This is a genomic window from Microcoleus sp. N9_B4 (assembly GCF_036701635.1).
Taxonomy (GTDB): Bacteria; Cyanobacteriota; Cyanobacteriia; order Cyanobacteriales; family Microcoleaceae; genus Microcoleus.
On record NZ_JAUBRC010000007.1, the window covers coordinates 74,123 to 94,884 of the forward strand.

At 46.6% G+C, this 20,762-nt stretch carries 13 protein-coding genes; 5 read left to right on the top strand and 8 right to left on the bottom strand.

Translation table 11 applies throughout. The annotated features are described in order from the left end of the window. Window positions 1-26 precede the first annotated feature (26 nt). The 3 genes from QUA43_RS06700 to QUA43_RS06710 all read left to right on the top strand — a co-directional run bounded on the left by QUA43_RS06700 (window position 27) and on the right by QUA43_RS06710 (window position 1,865). Window positions 27-224 carry a hypothetical protein gene (locus QUA43_RS06700; protein ID WP_333067170.1) on the top strand — a complete coding sequence of 66 codons (198 nt, stop codon included), beginning with the start codon at window positions 27-29 and terminating at the stop codon, window positions 222-224. Between the two features lie 231 nt (window positions 225-455). Continuing rightward, window positions 456-1,274: a carbohydrate ABC transporter permease gene (locus QUA43_RS06705; RefSeq protein WP_333372139.1), complete on the top strand. Its 819-nt coding sequence runs from the start codon at window positions 456-458 to the stop codon at window positions 1,272-1,274. A gap of 342 nt (window positions 1,275-1,616) precedes the next feature. Beyond that, window positions 1,617-1,865 (top strand): transporter suffix domain-containing protein, encoded by a 249-nt coding sequence (locus tag QUA43_RS06710; protein ID WP_333372141.1) that lies wholly within the window; start codon window positions 1,617-1,619, stop codon window positions 1,863-1,865. A gap of 60 nt (window positions 1,866-1,925) precedes the next feature. Here QUA43_RS06710 and QUA43_RS06715 read toward each other — a convergent pair whose 3' ends face one another. Continuing rightward, complete coding sequence (locus QUA43_RS06715) at window positions 1,926-2,954, bottom strand: hypothetical protein (RefSeq protein WP_333372143.1); 1,029 nt, start codon at window positions 2,952-2,954, stop codon at window positions 1,926-1,928. 116 nt (window positions 2,955-3,070) lie between these two features. Here QUA43_RS06715 and QUA43_RS06720 point away from each other — a divergent pair, with 116 nt between their 5' ends. Continuing rightward, complete coding sequence (locus tag QUA43_RS06720) at window positions 3,071-3,205, top strand: hypothetical protein (RefSeq protein ID WP_333372145.1); 135 nt, start codon at window positions 3,071-3,073, stop codon at window positions 3,203-3,205. Window positions 3,206-3,248: 43 nt separating this feature from the next. On the opposite strand, the gene QUA43_RS06725 is transcribed toward QUA43_RS06720, so the two are convergent. From QUA43_RS06725 to treZ, 7 genes are all read right to left on the bottom strand, one after another. Continuing rightward, window positions 3,249-6,452 carry an efflux RND transporter permease subunit gene (locus tag QUA43_RS06725; RefSeq protein WP_333372147.1) on the bottom strand — a complete coding sequence of 1,068 codons (3,204 nt, stop codon included), beginning with the start codon at window positions 6,450-6,452 and terminating at the stop codon, window positions 3,249-3,251. Window positions 6,453-6,861: 409 nt separating this feature from the next. Then, the gene (locus QUA43_RS06730; protein WP_333372149.1) at window positions 6,862-8,694 is read right to left on the bottom strand and encodes an efflux RND transporter periplasmic adaptor subunit; all 1,833 of its coding nucleotides are present in this window, start codon (window positions 8,692-8,694) and stop codon (window positions 6,862-6,864) included. 264 nt (window positions 8,695-8,958) lie between these two features. Continuing rightward, complete coding sequence (locus QUA43_RS06735; protein ID WP_333372151.1) at window positions 8,959-9,567, bottom strand: PadR family transcriptional regulator; 609 nt, start codon at window positions 9,565-9,567, stop codon at window positions 8,959-8,961. Between the two features lie 719 nt (window positions 9,568-10,286). Then, the gene (locus QUA43_RS06740; RefSeq protein ID WP_333372153.1) at window positions 10,287-10,799 is read right to left on the bottom strand and encodes a DUF4112 domain-containing protein; all 513 of its coding nucleotides are present in this window, start codon (window positions 10,797-10,799) and stop codon (window positions 10,287-10,289) included. 200 nt (window positions 10,800-10,999) lie between these two features. Then, the gene (gene dnaK, locus QUA43_RS06745; RefSeq protein ID WP_333372154.1) at window positions 11,000-12,907 is read right to left on the bottom strand and encodes a molecular chaperone DnaK; all 1,908 of its coding nucleotides are present in this window, start codon (window positions 12,905-12,907) and stop codon (window positions 11,000-11,002) included. Between the two features lie 664 nt (window positions 12,908-13,571). After that, a complete protein-coding gene (treY, locus tag QUA43_RS06750) occupies window positions 13,572-16,367 on the bottom strand; it encodes a malto-oligosyltrehalose synthase (RefSeq protein ID WP_333372267.1) in 2,796 nt (931 codons plus the stop codon). A 174-nt stretch (window positions 16,368-16,541) separates the two neighbouring features. After that, window positions 16,542-18,365 (bottom strand): malto-oligosyltrehalose trehalohydrolase, encoded by a 1,824-nt coding sequence (gene treZ, locus QUA43_RS06755; protein ID WP_333372156.1) that lies wholly within the window; start codon window positions 18,363-18,365, stop codon window positions 16,542-16,544. Window positions 18,366-18,681: 316 nt separating this feature from the next. Between treZ and QUA43_RS06760 the strand changes: the two genes are divergently transcribed. Next, window positions 18,682-20,742: an amylo-alpha-1,6-glucosidase gene (locus tag QUA43_RS06760; protein ID WP_333372269.1), complete on the top strand. Its 2,061-nt coding sequence runs from the start codon at window positions 18,682-18,684 to the stop codon at window positions 20,740-20,742. Window positions 20,743-20,762: the final 20 nt, after the last annotated feature.

Here is a 20,762-nt window from a genome sequence, read left to right on the forward strand (position 1 = left end):
GGAAACCCCTTTAAAATGGGGGGTCAGTGACAGTACACTTTACCTATTTTGAACGCACCCCATCTAAATCACAGATTATAGCTGAGGATTCTTTCGACAAAGAACTTTTCTTTGACGTTCCGGGAAAAACTGGCGTCCTCAGCGTGTTTGCCGGACTTTTGCCGTCGAACACTCCAGAAAGACTATCGCTAGAATGCTATCTATTTACTAATTACTTGAATTAGTCGTTAGTCGATCTTTTGCCCGGAAATAGATGATAGAAATACGGTCTATGTCTCCACCTTTCAGGGTTTTATAGTACCAACTCTATCTATAACATTATATCCTAATCACAACTTCCTCCCTAGGTACTCCTTCTTTCCCTCTACGACTATTATGTTGTTGTATGGGAATCTGGGATGCGATCGGGTTGGAGAACCTCACAGGCTTATTATTTTAGGTTAATTCACAAATTTATGGGTAAATCCTTTGACAGGTCTCAAGCGCTGGAACTGCTGAGTTTTATTTTTTTGCTGGCGGGTGCTGGGCTGGTGCTGCTGCCACTGGCTGCTGTATTTTGGGTTTCATTATCACCATCTGGTGTCGGTGTCAAGGCCACAGACCTGACTTTTGCGAACTATCAGGAGGCTTGGCGACGGGGCAATTTTTTGTTGGCATTCTTTAATTCTACTCTAGTGGCGATCGCAGTGACCGGTTTTCAGGTTGTGACTTCTGCTTTGGCCGGTTATGCTTTGGCCAGGCTGAAGTTTCGGGGGCGACAGGCCCTAGTGTTGGGGGTTTTGGCAACGCTGGTAATTCCGTTTCAGCTTTTGGTGATTCCGATTTTCTTGGTTTTGAAGTGGGGCCATCTGCTGAATACTTACGGGGCGCTGATTTTGCCTACGGCGGCTAATGGTTTTGGGATTTTTCTGCTGCGCCAGTATTTTATGACTGTTCCGGTGGAGTTGGAGGAGGCGGCAATGCTGGATGGGGCTAACCGCTGGCAGGTTTTGTGGCAGGTGATGTTACCTTTGGCCCGCCCTGCTTTGGTGACGCTGTTTTTGTTTACGTTTATCGGGGAGTGGAACGATTTGTTTAAGCCGCTGGTGTTTACGACGCGGCCGGAGTTGCGGACTGTTCAGTTGGTTCTGGCTGAGTTTCAGGAACAGTTTACTAGCAGTTGGCAGTTGTTGATGGCGGCGGTGGTAATTGGAACGGTACCGGTGGTATTGCTGTTTTTGGCCGGTCAGCGGCAGTTTATTCGGGGAATTGCGGCGACGGGGATTAAGAATTGAGTTGAAGATGCTTAGCAATTAAGTTTGTAGTCATTTGTTGAACCATTCTCAAGAACAGGCAAGATGCCTGTTCCACCAATACTAAATGTTCTTGTGGAACAGGCATCTTGCCTGTTGCTGACATTGGTTAAAGATGTGAGTTTGTAGTCACTCGGCGATTGAAATCGCTACTATAGCAATCCTAAATCATGTGTGAATTTCATACTCCCTCCCCTTACCAAGGGGAGGGTTGGGGTGGGGTAAAACATTTACGACTCCTCCAAGGATTGCTATCTACAAACGAAGTCCACTTTCAGCGGACTAACAGATAAAGGTGATATCAAAGCTGTATTATGTGAATCTATGCAAAAACTAGGTTTATTTTTATTTGTCGTATCTTTTCTGCCCTGGCTGGCAATCTTGTTTGTTGTACCGTTCCTGCCACTGGACATTACCCAAAAAACTACTTTATCGGTCGTTCTGGCTGTTCTGGCCGAGGTTTGTTTTTGGATTAGCGTAGTGCTGTTGGGCAAAGAAGTCGTTACCAAATATCGGCGTTATTTGCATCCCCGCTATCTTTGGAAAAAAATCAGAAATTTTAACCGCAGATGAACAGGGTTCGACGCAGATAATGAGCCTGGATGTTGGCGTTTATCTGCGGTCAAGGTTGAGCTATTCGCTGAAAATTTGCAAGCGAATAGAGCGTTCTCCGTCTCCGAAATCCACTTCAATCTTTTCTCCCGAAAGACTGTCCAAGCATCCCAAAAGCAAGCGTAAATTGGGTGTGCTTGCTCCTGTATCTACGTACAATCTATCTGCCAAACTGCCTAAACGCTTCCAAATTGTGTAGAGTTTGACTACTGTTTGTTCTAGCTGTGCGGCTTGTTTTACAACGTCGGCGGTGGTTCCCAAACAGCCGACTCGCAAAGATTCTTCTAAGGCCATTTCCATGTCTAAGTGAGACTGATTTAGAGCTTGCACTTGGGCGGCGGCGTCGAGATATTTTGATAAGTTCTTGGCGTCGGATGTTAGCTGTTTGACAGTATCTACGTCGGGATTTTCGGCTACTTCTTTTTGAATTTCGCTTTGGTGAGATGGAGAGAGTTTCTCCATTTCTTTGACTAAAGGAGCGAGGTAGCGGGAAGGTAAAGAACCGCTAGATGCTTTTTCTTTGACTTCTTCAGGCAATAATTCTGAGTTCATTGCCATCCATTCGTCGGAGAGTTGTTTGACTTCGCGGCGGGTGATGCGATCGCCACTTGCTGCGGCATCTGTTACCATTTGCTGGACTTCGGGAGATGCTTTGGCTGTTTCTACAAAGGCTCTTTTGCTGAAGTTTCTAATGGAATTTGGGTCTAAATCTCCTTGCTGGATCAGAGTATCGGCACTATTAGCTAATTCTATCAAAGAATAGGCTTGACTTTTGCCAATTTCTCTTTCTTTGAGCCAGTTCAAAAACCCTGTGCCGCGCCCTTCGCCACCTTTTTTTTCTCTGTCTCGGACTGTTCGGAGAATGCGTCCCCGCCAAATGTCGGTTTGCAAGTCGAAGCGATCGCACACTTTCCAGGCATTGTCAACCTGATTTTCAAAATCAAAGTCTGGTAGTTGTTCGTCTTCGGGGTCTGGCAATTGGAAATTGATATCGGTAAAGCCGTTGAGGGCTTCTGCAAGTTCTGCGGGATTTAGGGGGACTTCAGCCATTAGGAAAAATTTGGGTAGTGCAACAGCCGGTTTAATTGGTAACTTGCACGGGTTGACAGTTGAGACGCTATATGTAGCGGTAAGGTAGGCAAAATTTACCTACTAATAGAGCTTTTGTGCAAGTCATATCATTATTGCACGATGGGGGGCGATCGGGCGATCGCTACCTGCACAAAAAATCTTCTCCGAGAGTGACCGCACAGCGTCGCAACAATCAAAAAGTCGGTGACACAGATAGTGGGGTATTTTGAAGCAAGAACCACTAACCGGATAGTTAAATGAACTAATTACCAACTAAAACGGCGATACTTTATCGCGTTCAACCTCATCGCTGGGAGTCGTTTTGCCGTTCAAAGTTATACCATCCTCGGGCAGATTTGCTACTCGATCGCGCTTCCGAAAGCGATCGCGAGCCGAGACAACCACCACATAAAGAACCGGCACCATAAACAAACTCAAGAAAGTAGAAACAACCATCCCCCCGGCGATCGCATTTCCTAGCGATCTACGACTTGCCGCCCCCGCACCTTCCGGGTTAATTAGAGGAGCAATCCCCAAAATAAATGATAAAGAAGTCATCAAAATCGGTCGCAAACGCTCTTGAGAAGCCTCAACTGCTGCCTTAGCAATTGAATATCCTCGCTCCCGCAACTGGTTAGCAAACTCCACGATTAAAATCGCGTTTTTACTAGCCAATCCAATCAACATCACCAAACCAATCTGGCAATAAACATCATTCGCCAAACCCCGCAACGACTGAGCTAAAAGAGCACCTAAAATCGCCAGAGGTACCGATAGCAAAATAATGAAAGGATCGACATAATTTTCGTACTGAGCCGCCAAAACCAAGAACACGAAAATCAGCCCCAAACCAAAAATAATTGGTGCTTGACCCCCAGACTCAATTTCTTCTAAAGAACTCCCCGACCATTCATACCCAAAACCCGATGGCAAAACTTCAGCCGACACCTTTTCCATCGATTTTATAGCCTGTCCAGAACTCGCTCCCGGAGCCGGAGAACCACTAATTTCAATTGACCTATATAAATTGTAGTGGTTAACAGTTTGCGCTCCCACCACGGGAGTTATCTTCACCAAATTGCTCAACGAAATCATTTCATTCTTTCCCGAGCGGACATACAATTTACTAATATCTTCAGGGTTATCACGAAACTGTTGATCCGCCTGAACATACACCCGATAATTGCGCTGCTGCAGATTAAAATCATTCACATACTGAGAACCCAGAGCCGTTTGTAACGTACTGAAAACATCATTGATCGGAATATCTAAAGCCTTAGCTCGATTGCGGTCAACTTCCACAATTAACTGAGGCGTATTCGCAGCAAACGTACTAAATACTGCCTGCAATCCGGGCGTCTGATTCGCCTGCTTTAAAATCCCGCCCATCGCCTGAACCAGAGAATCTAAACCGCTGTTACCTTTGCGGTCTTGCAATTGAAATTGGAAGCCTCCAAATTGACCTAAACCTTGAATTGCAGGCGGATTCACAGGGAAAATTCTAGCTTCGGGAATCGAGAAAAACTTACCCTGCAATTTACCAATAATCGCTTGTACGGTTTGATCTTCACCTTCCCTTTCTTTCCAGGGTTTGAGGGTAGTAAATATAATCCCCTGATTGGAACTATTACCACTAAAACCAAAGCCACCTACAGAAAAAGTCCCCACAACTTCAGGAACTTTGAGGATTTCTTTTTCAACTCCGTCCATCACCTGCTGGGTGTATTGCAGCGAAACGCCTTGAGGCCCTTGAATAATTGTCAGAAAATAGCCCTGGTCTTCCTCTGGGATAAATGCGGTGGGTACTGCTAAATAAAGCCAAGCTGTGAATCCCAGAGAAGCGATAAACAACAGGGTAACAACTGTTTTAAATCGTGTTAAGAATATTAAGGAATCTCTATATTTCTTTTGTATCCAATCAAGAAAAATATTAATCCGGTTAAACACCCAACCCAACGGGCCGCCAAACTTCTTACCTGGGCGCAGTAATATAGCGGCAAGTGAGGGAGTAAGAGTAACCGCCATAAAGGTAGAAATGAGCACTGAAAAAGCAATTGTCAGGGCAAATTGTTTATAGAGTGCTCCCGTTGTCCCTGGGAAAAATGCCACTGGTACGAACACGGCCATCAATACTAAGGAAGTGGCAATTACAGCACTAAAAAGTTCCCGCATTGACTCGGAAGCTGCTTGGCGGGCATTCATACCTTGGCGGACTAGACGGTCAATATTTTCGACTACGATGATAGCGTCATCAACCACTAAACCTGTTGCTAAGGTAAGACCAAATAGAGACAAACTGTTAATCGTAAATCCGAAAGCTTTGATAAAGGCAAATGTCCCAATCAAGGAAATGGGAATTGTGATGGTGGGAATAATCGTAGTGCGCCAATCTTGCAGGAAAACAAAAATAACTATCACCACTAGCAAGACTGCTTCAAACAGAGTTTTGACGACTTCTGCCATTGACTCTTGGACAAATTGAGTCGTATCTAGTGCTGTTCTATGTATCACCCCCGGAGGGAAGTTTTTAGCTAATTTTTCCATTTCTGCTTTGACTGCCTGGGCAACATTTAAAGCATTACTTCCGGGTAATTGGTAAATCCCTAAACCCACAGCGTCATTTCCTCGGAATCGGAGGAAAGAGTTATAATTTTCTGCTCCTAATTCGGCTCTGCCGACATCTTTTAACTTAACTAAAGTTCCATTTGTTTCGCTTTTAATAACAATTTCTTCAAATTCTGTGGGGCTTTTGAGACGACTTTCTGCACTCAAATCAATCTGATACATTTGCCCCTCTGGGGCGGGTTCTTGACCAATTCTTCCTACACCAACTTGCAAGTTTTGTTCATTAATTGCTCTTGTTACATCTTGCATTGTTAGATTACGAGCAGCTAATTTATTGGGATCGATCCACAGGCGCATAGCATAGCGTCTTTCCCCAAAAATTCGCACGTCGCCCACGCCTTTTACTCTTTTTAAAGTATCTGCTAAATAGAGATCGGCGTAGTTGCTTAAAAATATGGTATCGTATTCTTTATTTTCGGTAAATAATCCTATAGCCAGCAGCAGGCTGTTAGATTGTTTTGTAACTGTAACTCCTGTGCGTTGTACGGCATCTGGCAGTTGTGGTTGAGCGACTGCAACTCGATTTTGCACATCGACGGCGGCGATATCTTTGTCGCGGGAAGTATCAAAGGTGGCTGTAATGGTGCTAGTTCCACTGTTAGTGCTACTGGAAGTTAGATATTTCAGTCCTTCAATGCCGTTGATTTGCCTTTCTAGGATGTTTGTTACCGCATTTTCGACAACTTCAGCATTGGCACCGCTATAGTTGGCTGTGACGTTGATTTGGGTGGGGCTGATGTCGGGGAAGCGTTCTATCGGCAGCGTCGGAATGCTGATTGCGCCTACCAAGATAATAATTAAGGCGCAGACGCTAGCAAAGACTGGTCGTTTAATAAAGAAATCTGCAAACATTATTTGGGTAATGGGTAGTTGTTAGTTGTTAGTTGTTAGTTGTTAGTTGTTAGTTGTTAGTTGTTAGTTGTTAGTTGTTAGTTGTTAGTTGTTGTCGAACGATTAACAATTTTTGTAGGGGCGGGTTCGCCAAGATATATAATACAAGCGATTTATCCATAAAACCCGCCCCGGTTTTTAGCAAGATTCAAGCAATTTTTCACCTTGGCTTCGGGATTGCTTCGTACCCTCGCAACTGCGCTTAGCTTGGCTCGTAATGACATAAATAAACAACTAACAATTAACAACTATAGCTACCGCTTTCGATGGTTGGGGCAATTTTGAATCGATTCGTGGGGTGGGGGCGGGTTTTGAGATATCTGGGTTGGGTGTCTTATATCTAGGTGAACCCGCCCCTACAAAATCTTTTCTATCGTTCTCCTTCCTCTTGAGCCATAATGGGAGCGCCGTCGGTCAGGTTAAGGATGCCTGCGGTAACAATGTTTTCCCCTGCTTGCAAACCTTCGATAACTTGATAATTATTACCTTCAATGGTTCCCAATTTCACGGGCTTTTGCCGTGCTATTAAAGGTGGTGTGCCAGGTTTAGACTGTTCCGGCTTTTGAGCTGTGAAGACAAAAGTTTCTCCACCTAAGCGAGTGACTGCTGTGACTGGAACTAAAATTCCGGGGTTCTGTTTCCAGATAACTTTAGCTTTGACAAACTGGAGATTAAGTAGTTCGCCGGTGGGGTTGGGAAAGGTGGCTTTAGCTAAAATTGTTTGGGAATTGGCGCTGACGTTCGGGGAGATAAAACTGATTTGACCTTGGGCGATCGCCTTACCTTGAGCGTCGAGCATTTGTACTGGCAGCCCTAAGCGTAATTGAGGCTGCCGTTCCAAAGGAATTGATAACCGCAAGTCTAGCAATTGATTCTCTGTCAGGGTGGCAATGGCGTTGCCTTTTTGCAAGTAATCACCTACTTTCACTGGTATGTCGCCGATGACTCCTGCGAAGGGCGCGATGACCGCAGTTTCTTGTAGTTGTACTTCAAAGCCACGCACTTGAGCCACGGCCTCGGCAACTTGCGCTTCAGCTTGATCGAGCTGTTCTTGGCGAGTGCCGTTGGCTAACTCGGCTAATCTGCTCTTGGCTTGTGCAACTTCTGCTTCGGCTTTGGCTATTTCCTCTGGGCGCGAACCGTTTTGCAATTGCCGCAGAGCTTGCCGCTGCTGTTGCAAGGCTGCTGTCCGTCGCTCGATCTCGGCTTGTCTGTTCTTTTGTCGCTGCTCAAACCGCCTTTGAGCTTCTCTGAGGTTGGCTTTGGCGCTGCCTTCTTTTTGGGTGTATTGCTCAAGGGTGTTGGCGGATTCTGCACCTTCTTTTGCCAATGCCTGATATCTGGCAAGCTGCTGGCTGGCTAACTTTGCTTCGGCTGTGCTTGCTTCTATTTGCGCTCTGGCTTGGGCGATGTCTTCTAAGAGGCTACCGGTTTGGGCGTCCGCGAGGTCGGCTTCAGCTTGAGAAACGCGGGCTTGGGCTTGGCCAATTTCTTCTGGCCGAGAGCCCGATCGCAGTTGGGCGAGGTTGGCTTGGGCTTGGGCGACTTGGGCTTGAGCTTGGGCGATTTCTTCGGGCCTGGCTCCTGCTTGCAATTCGGCTAAGTGGGATTGAGCGCGGATCAGGTTGGCTTGGGATTGCCTCAAGTCAGCTTGGGCGCTGTCGCTTTTCATGCGGGCGATGGCTTGCCCTTTGTTTATGAAGTCCCCGGATTTGACAAAAATCTCCGTGACTAGCCCTTCTACTTCGGGTTTGATTTGTACCGAACGCTTGGCTTCTAAGCTGCTAACAAATTCGGAAGCATCTTCGACTGAGCTGGTTTTTACGGTGGCGAGCTTGACTGGTATGCCTTTGGGTTGGGCTGCTGCTGCCTGTTGCTGTGGGCGATTCTGACCCGATTGCCACGAGTACCAGCCGAAACCTGCTGCGCCTGTGGCGATCGCGATCGCGACAATTAGAGGCCAGCGCGATCGTGATTTAGCAATAGGTTCGGGGCGATCGACAACGGGGGTCAAATCCTGTGGTCGATCGCTGTCTGCATCGGTTGGGTGCTGTTCGGGTTTAGCAACCGGTTCGGGGCGATCGGCAACGGGGGTCAAATCCTGCGGTCGATCGCTGTGTGCATCTGTTGGGTGCAGTTCCGGTGTGGGAGATTTTTGCTTTTCAGCTTCAACGACGGATTCTGGGGATTTAGAATAACTCATTGGCAGCACCACTTAGATTTTTTTAACTTCTGACTGAGACTTGGGCGAAATCTTGGATTTTCCGGCGTTCCTCTCAAACATGGGGGAATAAGGACAAGGGATTTTAAAGATGATGGAATCGGGAAAGTCTCTTTTTAATGAGGTTGGGGTATGTGCAGGGCTTTAGTCCGATCGCAGTTAGCCCAGCCAGGGAGTGCTTCTTTTTAGGAAAGCTTCTTGTTATTTCTCAAAAGTTACGATGGCAGGGAAGATTGCACATCCTTCTTATGACTCACCTAAGTGGGTGAGTTGGAAGGATTTTCCCTTGGAGTCGGCGGATTCAGCGAAGGTTGGGGAGTCACGCACTCCGGCGATCGCGCTTTTTTCCTTGGCTAGTTGCTGAGTTAACCACTCTATCTCTGATGCCAGCACTGACTTGCAGCGATCGCGAGAGGCGAATTGATAGTCGTCGGTTAGTGGATATTCGCCCTTGAGGCTTTCGATGTAGTCTTGACGGGTGTAACAGGCTCGCAAGCGGTGTTCCAATAGCTTCAGCCGTTCTGCGGGTTCTAAGTCGCCAAAAAAGAAAAACTTGATTTGGAACCGGGAACCGCTGTTAACCCAGCTTTCTTGAGGGTGTTCGAGCATTTTTTGCCGCCAGAGTTCGCGCCCTTGGGTGGTAATTCCGTAGATTTTGCGCGGACAGCCCGCATCTCCGGCTTCTTCGGCAATTGTCGCAATCTGGCTTCGCTCTTCCAAGCGCTTCAGGAGTGGGTAAATCGCTCCATAGTTGACGCTGATGCAACTGCTCATAAACAGCTCCAGTTTTTGCTTTAGCCGATAGCCGTGCATGGGTTGCGACTGTAGCAGTCCAAGGGCTGATAATTCAAGCATTTATATCAATTTGATATTATAGTCTGGATTATATCACTATATCGGACTCAAGGGCGATCGGGTCAATAGCTAGTTTCCAAGAAAATCGAGAGTGATATACATATTTAATATTTTTTGTCAATACCCTTAAGATATATGATTTTAGGATCGAGAAAGGGCGATCGCTTTGTATTATAGAACACATTTCAGAGATCGGAAGAGTGTTAATTTAGCTCGATTTCGGTCAGAGAAACGGCAGCATCTCAGTTGTGTCAAAAGTGAGATGCCGCCTGGTCTTTGATGTCTCCGAAGTGCTTTAATAGACTCTGCTGAATAAGTCTGATTTCTGCCACCTATCTCTTCTTGGTAAGATGACCATAAATTTTATTGGTAGGGGTTGGTTGAATTTTTCAACCCTGACACACTTTAGTATTTATTGAAGATTGATTGCAGCCAATGTCTTTTTGTAGCTAATACTCCTATTATTTTTCTTAAGTATTGCTGCGAAAAAATGGTTGGGTTTGTTTCCAATTGCCCTGTTTGTAATCTACGGATATGTGAGATTTTCGCTCTTGGTTGAGGCATAAAAAAAAGCAACGCACCATACGGGTAGTTAAACCCAGATGTTTTTCCCTGCCCGCAATCATCCTCAAACATAAGTTTTAAGGAATACTTTCCCCGATTATATGCTATTAAGATGACACAAAGAGAGTGATTTATATTGCTCATCAAACCCAAGATTAACGCCCTGTAATCACTTGAAATAGCCATCCAAAAAGCATCACACTCAAGAAAATCACGCCTCCGACAATTAATATCAAACCCAACAGCAACGCCGCCACAAATAGCCAATCGGCTTTTTTGCCTTGTTCAGGGGAACCTAAATGAGTATCCAGCAATTCTATATTTTTGACATTAGCTTTCCAAGCAACATCCAACAAATCTCCGGCTACCGGTACAGTACCAGCCACTGTATCAAATACGATATTAGCTGCCATTTTTACTAAGGTCTCTTGAGGTACTCCCATTTGAGCGGATTTGAAGACAACATAGCCGGCAAAAATTGAACTGATTACATCGCCACCGCCCGGTATAAGTCCCAATATCGGATCGAGTCCGATGCGGTATTTTGTGCCGGGAATGGGAATTGCGTTGTCTAGTAAATGGCTGATTCGGCGGAGTCGGCGCAAGGATGCAACATGAGATGGGCTGGGAGTATTTGGGGAAGAATTTTGTATAGGAGAACGTGACATTTGATTGCTCTAGATTGCGATATTACTGCTAGTTTATGATATTTATTGAAGCATATTCTAGTTTGGTCTCTATGCCTCAAGCAAGATTTTTAGTAATTTTAGTCGATCGGCTTTGGTTTGTTTTTGAATGCACAGAAACCCGGTTTCTGTTCAAAACCGGGTTTCTTGCTTCTAGCTGGGGGCTTTTAGTTTAGCCTTTTTTATTTGTTGCCTTCAGTGAAGTCGGCGTCAATCACGTCGTCGCCGCCGCCAGTGGGGCCACCGTCTCCATAGCCACCGGGGCCACCAGGGCCGTCAGTTGGGCCGCCTGCTTGCTGGTACAGGTTGCTGCTGACAGCGTAGAATGCTTGCTGCAACTCTGTTGTTAGGGTTTTAATGCGATCGTCATCTTCACTCTCGATCGCGGATCGCAAGTCTTTAAGCAACCCTTCAATCTTAGTTTTGTCATCAGCGGGAACTTTATCGCCCAATTCTGCCAACTGCTTCTCGATTTGATAGGCTTGAGAATCAGCTTGGTTTTTGCGATCGATCCTTTCGCGACGCTCTTTGTCAGCAGAAGCATTGGATTCGGCTTCCTTCACCATGCGCTCGACTTCATTGCTGGGCAAAGTAGAAGCACCAGTAATGCTAATCGATTGCTCCTTGCCAGTACCTTTATCCTTAGCAGCTACATTCAAAATACCGTTAGCATCGATATCGAAAGTAACTTCAATTTGAGGTACGCCACGGGGGGCTGGAGGAACTCCATCTAAGCGGAAGGTTCCCAAATCCTTGTTATCATTCGCCATTTCCCGTTCGCCTTGCAAAACGTGAATTTCCACGTTTGTTTGGCCGTCTACAGCAGTCGAGAAAGTTTCCGACTTCTTGGTAGGAATAGTGGTGTTGCGGGGAATGATTTTGGTCATCACGCCACCCAAGGTTTCGACGCCGAGAGACAGCGGAGTAACGTCGAGCAACAGAATGTCTTTGACTTCGCCGGAAAGTACGCCGGCTTGAATTGCTGCACCGACTGCGACCACTTCGTCCGGGTTTACCGTTTGGTTGGGGTCTTTGCCAAGGAGTTTTTTGACCAGTTCTTGCACCGCAGGAATGCGCGTAGAACCACCAACTAAGACGACTTCATTAATTGCAGATTTGTCTAATTTGGCGTCGCGGATCGCATTTTCTACGGGGATGCGGGAGCGATCGATCAAATCTGAACAGAGTTCTTCAAACTTGCCCCGCGTCAAAGTCGTGTCCAAGTGTTTTGGCCCGTCTTGAGTCGCGGTAATAAACGGCAGGTTGATTTCTGCTTGGGTAACGCTCGAAAGCTCAATCTTGGCTTTTTCGGCTGCTTCCGTCAGGCGTTGCAATGCTTGTTTGTCTTTGCGGAGGTCAATTCCTTCGGCTTTTTGGAATTCGTTAGCGATGTAATCAACAATTTTTTTGTCGAAGTCGTCACCGCCGAGGTGAGTGTCTCCAGAAGTTGCTAGCACTTCAAATACGCCGTCGCCTACTTCGAGAATAGATACGTCGAAAGTACCGCCACCTAAGTCAAATACAAGGATGGTTTCGTTGCTCTTTTTATCTAACCCGTAAGCTAAAGCTGCTGCTGTAGGTTCGTTAATAATCCGCAGCACTTCTATACCGGCAATTTTTCCCGCGTCTTTAGTAGCTTGGCGCTGGGAGTCGTTAAAGTAAGCGGGAACAGTAATTACCGCTTGGGTAACAGTTTCGCCGAGGTATTTGCTGGCGTCTTCTACGAGTTTGCGGAGAACTTGTGCAGAAATTTCTTCGGGGGCAAATTGCTTGCCACGGGCGGGACAGTCTAGTTTGAGGCTGTTGCCGACTTTGAGAACTTTGTAGGAAACTTCAGTGGTTTCGTGGGTTACTTCATCAACCCGACGCCCGATAAACCGTTTTACTGAGTAAAAGGTGTTTTCGGCGTTCATCACGGCTTGACGCTTGGCGATTTGTCCGACAAGTTGATCGCCATTTTTAGCATATGCTACTACAGAAGGTGTGGTGCGACCCCCTTCGGCGTTGGCTATGACGGTGGGTTTGCCGCCTTCCATAACTGCGACGCAGGAGTTTGTCGTACCTAAGTCAATTCCAACTACTTTTCCCATAGGGGTGTTCCGGCTCCAATCTCTACAAAATTTTGGTTTTCTATCTGTGTGATAGTCTGGTTATTCAGGACTGCGATTTCACCTGTGGGGGGTGTACGGATAGTGAGTCCTGCTTTAATACAGTCTTAGATAGGTGCTTATCTCTATACTGCGGGTGGTTAGACCAGGCGATGAAGGCGTGTTTACCGAACCTTTTGGGGGACGGTTGCATTCATGAGGTTTGCACCGCTACAGTTGTTGACTGCTTTTCTTTACTCTTCCTAATGTACGGTGTGCGATTGATTCGGGTATTGTGGCAAACCGTATACGTTGTGTTGTGTTTGCCGTCTTTGTTGTATAAATTTTGTTTGGTTGGTAGGGGCGATCGGTTTTTTGGCTTCAAATCAGGTTTAATATCATTTCCGGTTACACTCATACATGATGTTGACGGTTGACGGTTGACGGTTGACGGTTGACAGTGAACAGTGAACAGCGAACTCGAATTTACTATTCCGATGCTAACTGATTTGATATAACATCAATTCTAAAAAGGGACAGGGCATTGCCCTGTCCCTACCCGTTTACTTCCAGGCTGTGCCTGGGAAAGAATATTTTATTGAGGGATATCCTCAAGTCCGCCTCCTGGGAATCTCGGAAAATTATTGAATTTTCCAGCTTTTTATTGCTATTTTTTACCGATCAGCAGAGCTGCCGGAAAGTAACTGAGAGCTTCACCAATTGCCAACGTACCGTTACTTTCTACCACCTGATTTGTAATTGCATCTTTCCAAACCGACGGCATTTGCTCGGACAATTTCAAATTAGTATCTTTCCAGACTTGTTTGCCGATCGGCATTTCTTCCGGTTTGACAATTCCCGTCAAAAACCGGGGAGCAATGACAATAACGGTAGTCTCTCCAAAGCTTCTGGCAAAGGCAACAACATTATCTTTAAAGGTGCCAACTGCTTCCAGGGGCAGATAATCGCCTGATTGAAAAACTTGCAAGTATTTTTTTCTCGCTTCTAACGCTCTTGCTGTCAAAAACAACTTAATTCTCGCGTCTTCCCGCGTCGCAATCAAATCTTCAACCATTTGCAAAATATCCGTCTGAGCTTGCTCTTTAATTTCCCGCAAAACCTCGATTCTGCGATCAAAATCAACGGGACGGCGGTTATCCGGATCGACGTGGCTTAAATCCCAGAATTCCGTCCCTTGATAAATGTCGGGAACGCCCGGAGCCGTGATTTTCAGCAGCGTTTGAGATAAAGAATTGAAAATTCCGTAATTAGCTACTTTTTTACAGAAAGGTGTAAATTTGTTGAGAAACTGATTTTGTTCCGAAGGTTCGAGAACGGTATCGACAAAGGTCATAAAACCAGCTTCGTAATCGTTATCCGGTCTCAGCCAAGCCGTATAAACTTTTGCTTCGCGGACAGCTTTAATCACATAATCTTTCAGGCGAGCGACATAATCAGTGTTTTCAATTCCCTCAAAGGGAAAACTGCCGAGCAGAGTTTGGTACAGGAAGTATTCGTCATTAGTATCTGGAACCATTCGATTCGCAAAGTTGACTTTCTTAGAAGAGTTTACCTCTCTCCAAGACCTGACTTGCTGTTCCCATTCATCGGGAATTTCTGACAAAACGTTTATTCTGGCTCGCACATCTTCGCCACGTTTGGTATCGTGGGTAGCTGTAGCATTCATTTTGTGTGGCCAAGCGACTTGCTGTTGTTTGTTGAACTCGTGAAAATCTCCCAGCGACACGCCGAACTGACTGGGATTTCCTCCCACTTCGTTGAGGGATAAAAGCCGATAGTAGACGTATAAAAGCGTGTCTTCAACGCCTTTTGCCATTAATGGGCCTGTCAACTGCTGGAGTTTCATGACAAAGTGCCGGCGCTGCTCTTTTTGTTCTGGTGTTAGAGTTTCTTCTTCTTCGAGCAACAGCACCGTTTCGATAAAATTAAGTTCCTTGAGGAGTCGCGGTACTTGTTCTTTGGCATGGGCGATCGCATATTTTACGTAAGTGCGATCGGACTCTCTCAAACCATCTTGATTGATGTAAGTTCGGTAGACTGGAAAAATCGTCAAAACAGCCGCCAATGCTTTTTCCAAACCGGGACGAGTAAAGTCATTTCCCTGTCTGGATTGACCCGATATATTCTTCAAAAGTTGAGCTAGATTGTCTACATCTCCCGCCAAGTTTTTCTCAACAATCAGCCCTTTTTTATCTAAAAACAACTGTTCGTAGGGAACGGTTAAGCGAGTAAATCTCTGATATATTTCGCTAAATTGCTGCTCGCGATCGCACCGACAAAAAACGCCGTTTACGTAATTCAAAAAGTCGTAGCCGCTAGTTCCCTCAATCGGCCAATATGACGGTAAGTCTTCTTCGTGTTCCAGAATTTTCTCAACAGTAATATAAGTATCTCCGACTTTCTCCCGGAGCCGTTTCAAATATTCTGTGGGGTCGTACAGTCCGTCGATGTGGTCGATTCTCAATCCGGTAAACTTTCCCTCATCAACCATGTCGAATATCAGAGCATGGTTTTTGTGAAAAACTTTAATCTCTTCAACTTTTACCGAAATAAGTTCGTTGACCGTAAAAAACCTTCTGTAGTTAATTTCTTCTGCCCCCACTTTCCAGAAAGCCAGACGGTAAAACTGCTCGGAAAGCAATTCGTCTAGCAAATTAAAGCTTTCGGCATTTCCCTTTTCTCCGTTAAAAACTTTGATATTTTCATCGATGAATTCCTGTACAAGGGGATTTTGATTGTAGAGTTCCCACAGCAGTCCTTTGACAAAAGCTATCTGATCGTATCGGGTTTTACCTTTAGTTTCTGAAGGTGTATTTTTAATCAAATAAAGAATTCCTAAAAACTTGATAAAATCTGGATGGCGTCTGCCTAATTCTCTGGCTAAATGCCCCAAATTCTGACTGATAAATTTAGCATAAGATTCAATTCTTACTGGCAATTGTAAGCTATAATAATTGATAGTCAGCCCAATTTCGCTGTATTTGAGTTGAATCTCGCCATTTTCCAGACACTCTCCATAAAAATTGCCCAGCAGTGGAGCCAGCACTCGACCCCTTAGATGTTCGTAAGCATGATTCCATTCAATATCGAAGTAATCGAAATAGTCGGAATCTGGCCCGTGTTCCAATACGTCTAACAGCAGCAAATTTTGAGTGTCGTAAGCCATGTGGTTGGGGACAATATCTTGCAGCCATCCCATGTTCCGTTTCTTGATTTCGTAGGTGAGGGATTCAAAATTTTCTGATGTTCCCAAATCGGGATTGAGCTGATTTGAGTCAACGACATCGTATCCGTGAGAGCTGCCTTTTCTGGCTTTAAATATGGGTGAAGCGTAAAGGTCGGTAATTCCTAAATCTTCTAGATAGCTAAGGATTTGTTTGGCGGCTTCAAAGTTAAAACCTCCATGAAATTGAATCCGATAAGTTGTTGTGGGAATTCTCATCATGTTAATTGTACTCCAGGTTTTTTAGGGTTTTCTCTTTTAATATATGAGGCAGAGCCTCCTGAACTGCATTCCCAGGCTATGCCTGGGAATGAGAGAGGCTCTGCCTCCCGTTTCTTGTTCCTAGGCTCTGCCTAGGAACGCCTGTATTTGAGGCTCTGCCTCGACTTTTAATTATTCTAATTCGTAGAGTGCGAAACTGTGCGGTTTAACGGTCAATTTTTGCTCTGAAGTTATCTTTTCAGGCAAGCTAGAACCTGAACCCATCCATTTTACATCAGCAGAATCTAAAATTTTGTGACCGTTGCCTTGGGGAAGTGTAGCCGTAAAAGCTACATCTTGCGTGTTGAAGTTTAGAATGCAGAATATCTGGCTGTCATCTGTCCAGCGACGTAGAAATAAGATTTTTTCCGCTTCAATGCTGGATACTTCTAGACTGTTTTTGTCGAGTTTTTTAAGGGCTGGTATTGTCCGCCGCAGTTGAATCAAATGTTGGTGCCATTCCCAAAGGATTTTGTGTTTGCCTTCGGTTTGTTTTTCCCAGTTTAACTTACACTTATCGAAAGTCTCAGGACTCTGGGGGTCGTGAAACTCGCCTCGGCCTTCAAAGATTTTAAATTCTTGTTGTTTGTCTTTGCGGATAGCTTCAATTAAGTTTTCGTCCGAGTGGGAAACGAAGTAAAAAAACGGTGTTTCTTCTCCGTATTCTTCTCCCATAAAAAAGAAGGGAATGTAGGGAGAAATTAAGACTGTGCCGGCTGCCAGTTTCAATCCTTCAAAATCAACTATTTTCGAGAGTCTGTCTCCCAAAATGCGGTTGCCGATTTGGTCGTGGGTTTGGGCAAACACCACAAATTTATGACCCGGTTCCTCCTTAACAGAATTGCCGTGTTTCCGCTTTCTGTGGGGGGCGTACTGGCCGGAGTAAACAAAGCTTTCTTTGAATGCTTTTTGTAAGTGTTCGCACTTGCCGAAATCTTGGTAGTATCGGTCGTTTTCTCCGGTGAGCAAGGCGTGCAGTGCGTGGTGAAAATCATCGCACCATTGGGCGTCTAATCCGAAGCCACCGAGTTCTTTAGAACGTATTGTGCGGACATCATTTAAGTCACTTTCGGCTATTAAGTAAAGTTGCCGTCCTAGTTCTTGGGAAATATCGGCTGTGGCATCGGATAGTTCTTGTAAAAAAGGTCTGGCACCTACTTCAAATATTGCTTGAATTGCATCTAATCTCAGGGCATCGATGTGATAGTCTCGAAACCAGTAGAGGGCGTTTTCAATAAAGTAGTTACGCACGCCGTCGCTGTAGGCATCGTCGAAGTTGAGGGGGTCTCCCCAAATTGAGCCGTATTTTGATGTAAAGTAGGGGCCGAAGTCCCTGAGATAATTTCCTTCGGGGCCGAGGTGGTTGTAAACTACATCGAGAATTACTGAAATGCCGTGTTCGTGGCAGGCGTTGACGAGTGTTTTGAAGCCTTCGGGGCCGCCGTAGGAGTTTTGAACAGCGTAGGGATATACGCCGTCATATCCCCAGTTTCGCTCGCCGGGGAATTGGGCTACTGGCATTATTTCGATGGCGTTGATTCCCAATTCTTTAAGTTGTTTGAGCTGGGGAATTATTGCTTCAAATGTTCCGGCTTGGGTGAATGTGCCGACGTGCAGTTCGTAAATAATCATTTCGGCTAGCGGCACGCCTTGCCAATTTGTGTCAGTCCAAGTAAAGATATTTTCATCTATTACTTGCGACGGAGCGTGTACGCCTTGGGGTTGATATTTTGAGGCTGGGTCTGGTCGGTCGGTTTTCCCTTCGATTTGGTAAGTGTAAAGGGTTCCTGGTTCGATGTCTGTAGCTGTGGTTTGCCAATAACCTTCGGCAGATTGTTGCAGGGGTATCAGGCGTTGTTTTGGGGAAACAATTTGGACTGCGATTTGTTTGAGGGTGGGCGCCCAAACGGTAAATTCACATTGGTTATTGCCGAGGTAATTTGCTCCTATCTTCACTTTGAGCTGTTCTCCTTATAAAATAGGTTTGTAGTTCGATCGCCCGACGCGCTATCAAATGCTTGCCCTTAACGTTCAGCGCCTGTTTAGACGGTAATATTACTTAATATAACAAACAACTAACTTTAGACAGAGGCATCAAAGGCTAAAATCGTGTAACGGGCAAAAGTAGCTGTTAGTTATGTCTAAATTAGAGCATGAATCGGCACGGGGGCGATCGCCAAATTAACGACCTGCAAGGGTTGATATTTCTAGTTGAGATCATGTCGAAAATCTACCTAAAGGTAGGTAAAAAATCAGTGCGAGTGTGGATTTTATGGTTATGGCTTTTGGACGGGAAATCTGCTGCAATCTCGACTCGGCGGAGTCTCGCGAGTGGCTGGTCACAAACGGGATCGGCGGTTACGCTAGCGGGACGATCGCAAATCTCCTCACCCGCCGCTATCACGGCTTGCTGGTAGCCGCCCTCAAACCCCCGCTGGGACGCACCTTGATGCTCGCCAAGCTGGACGAGACGGCTGTGTATCACGATCGCGCCTATCCGCTTTATACAAACCGCTGGGCCGACGCGACGATGGAACCCCACGGCTACAACTACATCGAAAGCTTTCACCTCGAAGGCACGACGCCTGTTTGGAGGTTTGCTCTCGCCGACGCTATCCTGGAAAAGCGGATTTGGATGCAGCAAGGTGCTAACACAACATATATTCAATACCGCTTGCACCGCGCCTCACAACCGATCGCCCTCGCTGTCAAAGCCCTGATCAACTATCGCGACTACCACCACACCACAAGCGCCGGCGACTGGCAGATGAGCCTACAAACCTTGGAACGCGGGGTTTGCGTGACGGCATTTCCCAAGTCTGCACCCCTGTACCTGCTGACGGATGCCGCACCAGAGGCACAATTTCGAGTCTCTGCGTCTTTATACAATTGGTACTACGGATTTGATTTGGCAGCCGAAAAGCGGCGCGGATTGGACTGCAGCGAGGATCACTTGCACGCGGCGACTTTTCACATGACGATCGCACCGGGAAGTTCTCTGACATTGATAGCCAGCACGGAGAAAAATACCGAACTCAACGGCGGTACAGCTTTAGAATGGCGTCGCACTTATGACCAACAACTGCTGCAAAACTGGTCAAAAGTTAGCGAATCTCCCGACTGGATCAATCAGTTAGTGCTCGCCGCCGACCAATTTATCGTCAGCCGCCCCCTACCGGAGGAAACCGAAGGCAAAACGATTATCGCCGGATATCCCTGGTTCAGCGACTGGGGCCGCGACACGACGATCGCCCTACCCGGCCTCACAATCTGTACCGGGCGATGGGAAATTGCGCGATCGATTTTGCGGACTTTTGCGCGGTATGTCGATCGGGGGATGCTGCCGAACCGCTTCCCGGATGCGGGCGGCGCACCGGAATACAACACCGCAGACGCCACTCTGTGGTACTTTGAGGCAATTCGCGCTTATATCGATGCCACCGGGGACGAGGAACTTTTGAGCGAACTCTGGCCTGCTTTATGTGAGATTGTTGATTGGCACATACAGGGAACTCGGTATAATATTCGCGTCGATCCCGATGACGGTTTAATCTACGCCGGCGAGAAGGGCATGCAACTGACTTGGATGGATGCGAAAATCGGGGATTGGGTGGTGACGCCTCGGATTGGTAAGCCGATCGAACTCAGCGCGCTTTGGTACAATGCTATACAAGCTATGGCAAGTTTTGCTCGAAAATTGGGCAAGCCTCACAATGAATACCAGCAATTGGGCGATCGAACAGCCGCCGGATTCCCTCGCTTCTGGAACGCCTCAACCGGTTACTGTTACGACGTTCTCGACGGCCCAGACGGACACGATGCCTCGCTGCGGCCCAACCAAATATTCACCGTATCCCTGCCCCTAGACTCGATTCCTCCTCACTCCGCCAACTCCTTGTCAGCGGGGATGCGCCAGGAAACCCGCTATACACCGTTACTGACGCCCATCCAGCAGCGTGGCGTGGTGGACGCCTGCGCTCAACAGTTGCTCACTTCTGTCGGCCTCCGCAGCCTCTCGCCGCAGCACCCGCAGTATCGCGGCGCATACGGAGGCGACCAATTGCAGCGCGACAGCGCCTACCACCAGGGAACAGTTTGGGGCTGGCTGATTGGCCCGTTTGTCTTGGCGCACTTACACGTATACAAAGACCCAGCACAAGCGATGGAATTCCTCGAACCGATGGCACATCATATAACAGCCGATGGAGTTGGCAGTCTGGGCGAAATTTTTGAGGGTGACGCCCCCCACTCGCCGCGAGGCTGCACGGCTCAAGCTTGGACTGTGGCTGAGGTGCTGCGGGCTTGGTTGGCAATTAATACTGTGGGTGTTTAAATGGGGAATGTTATCTTTGG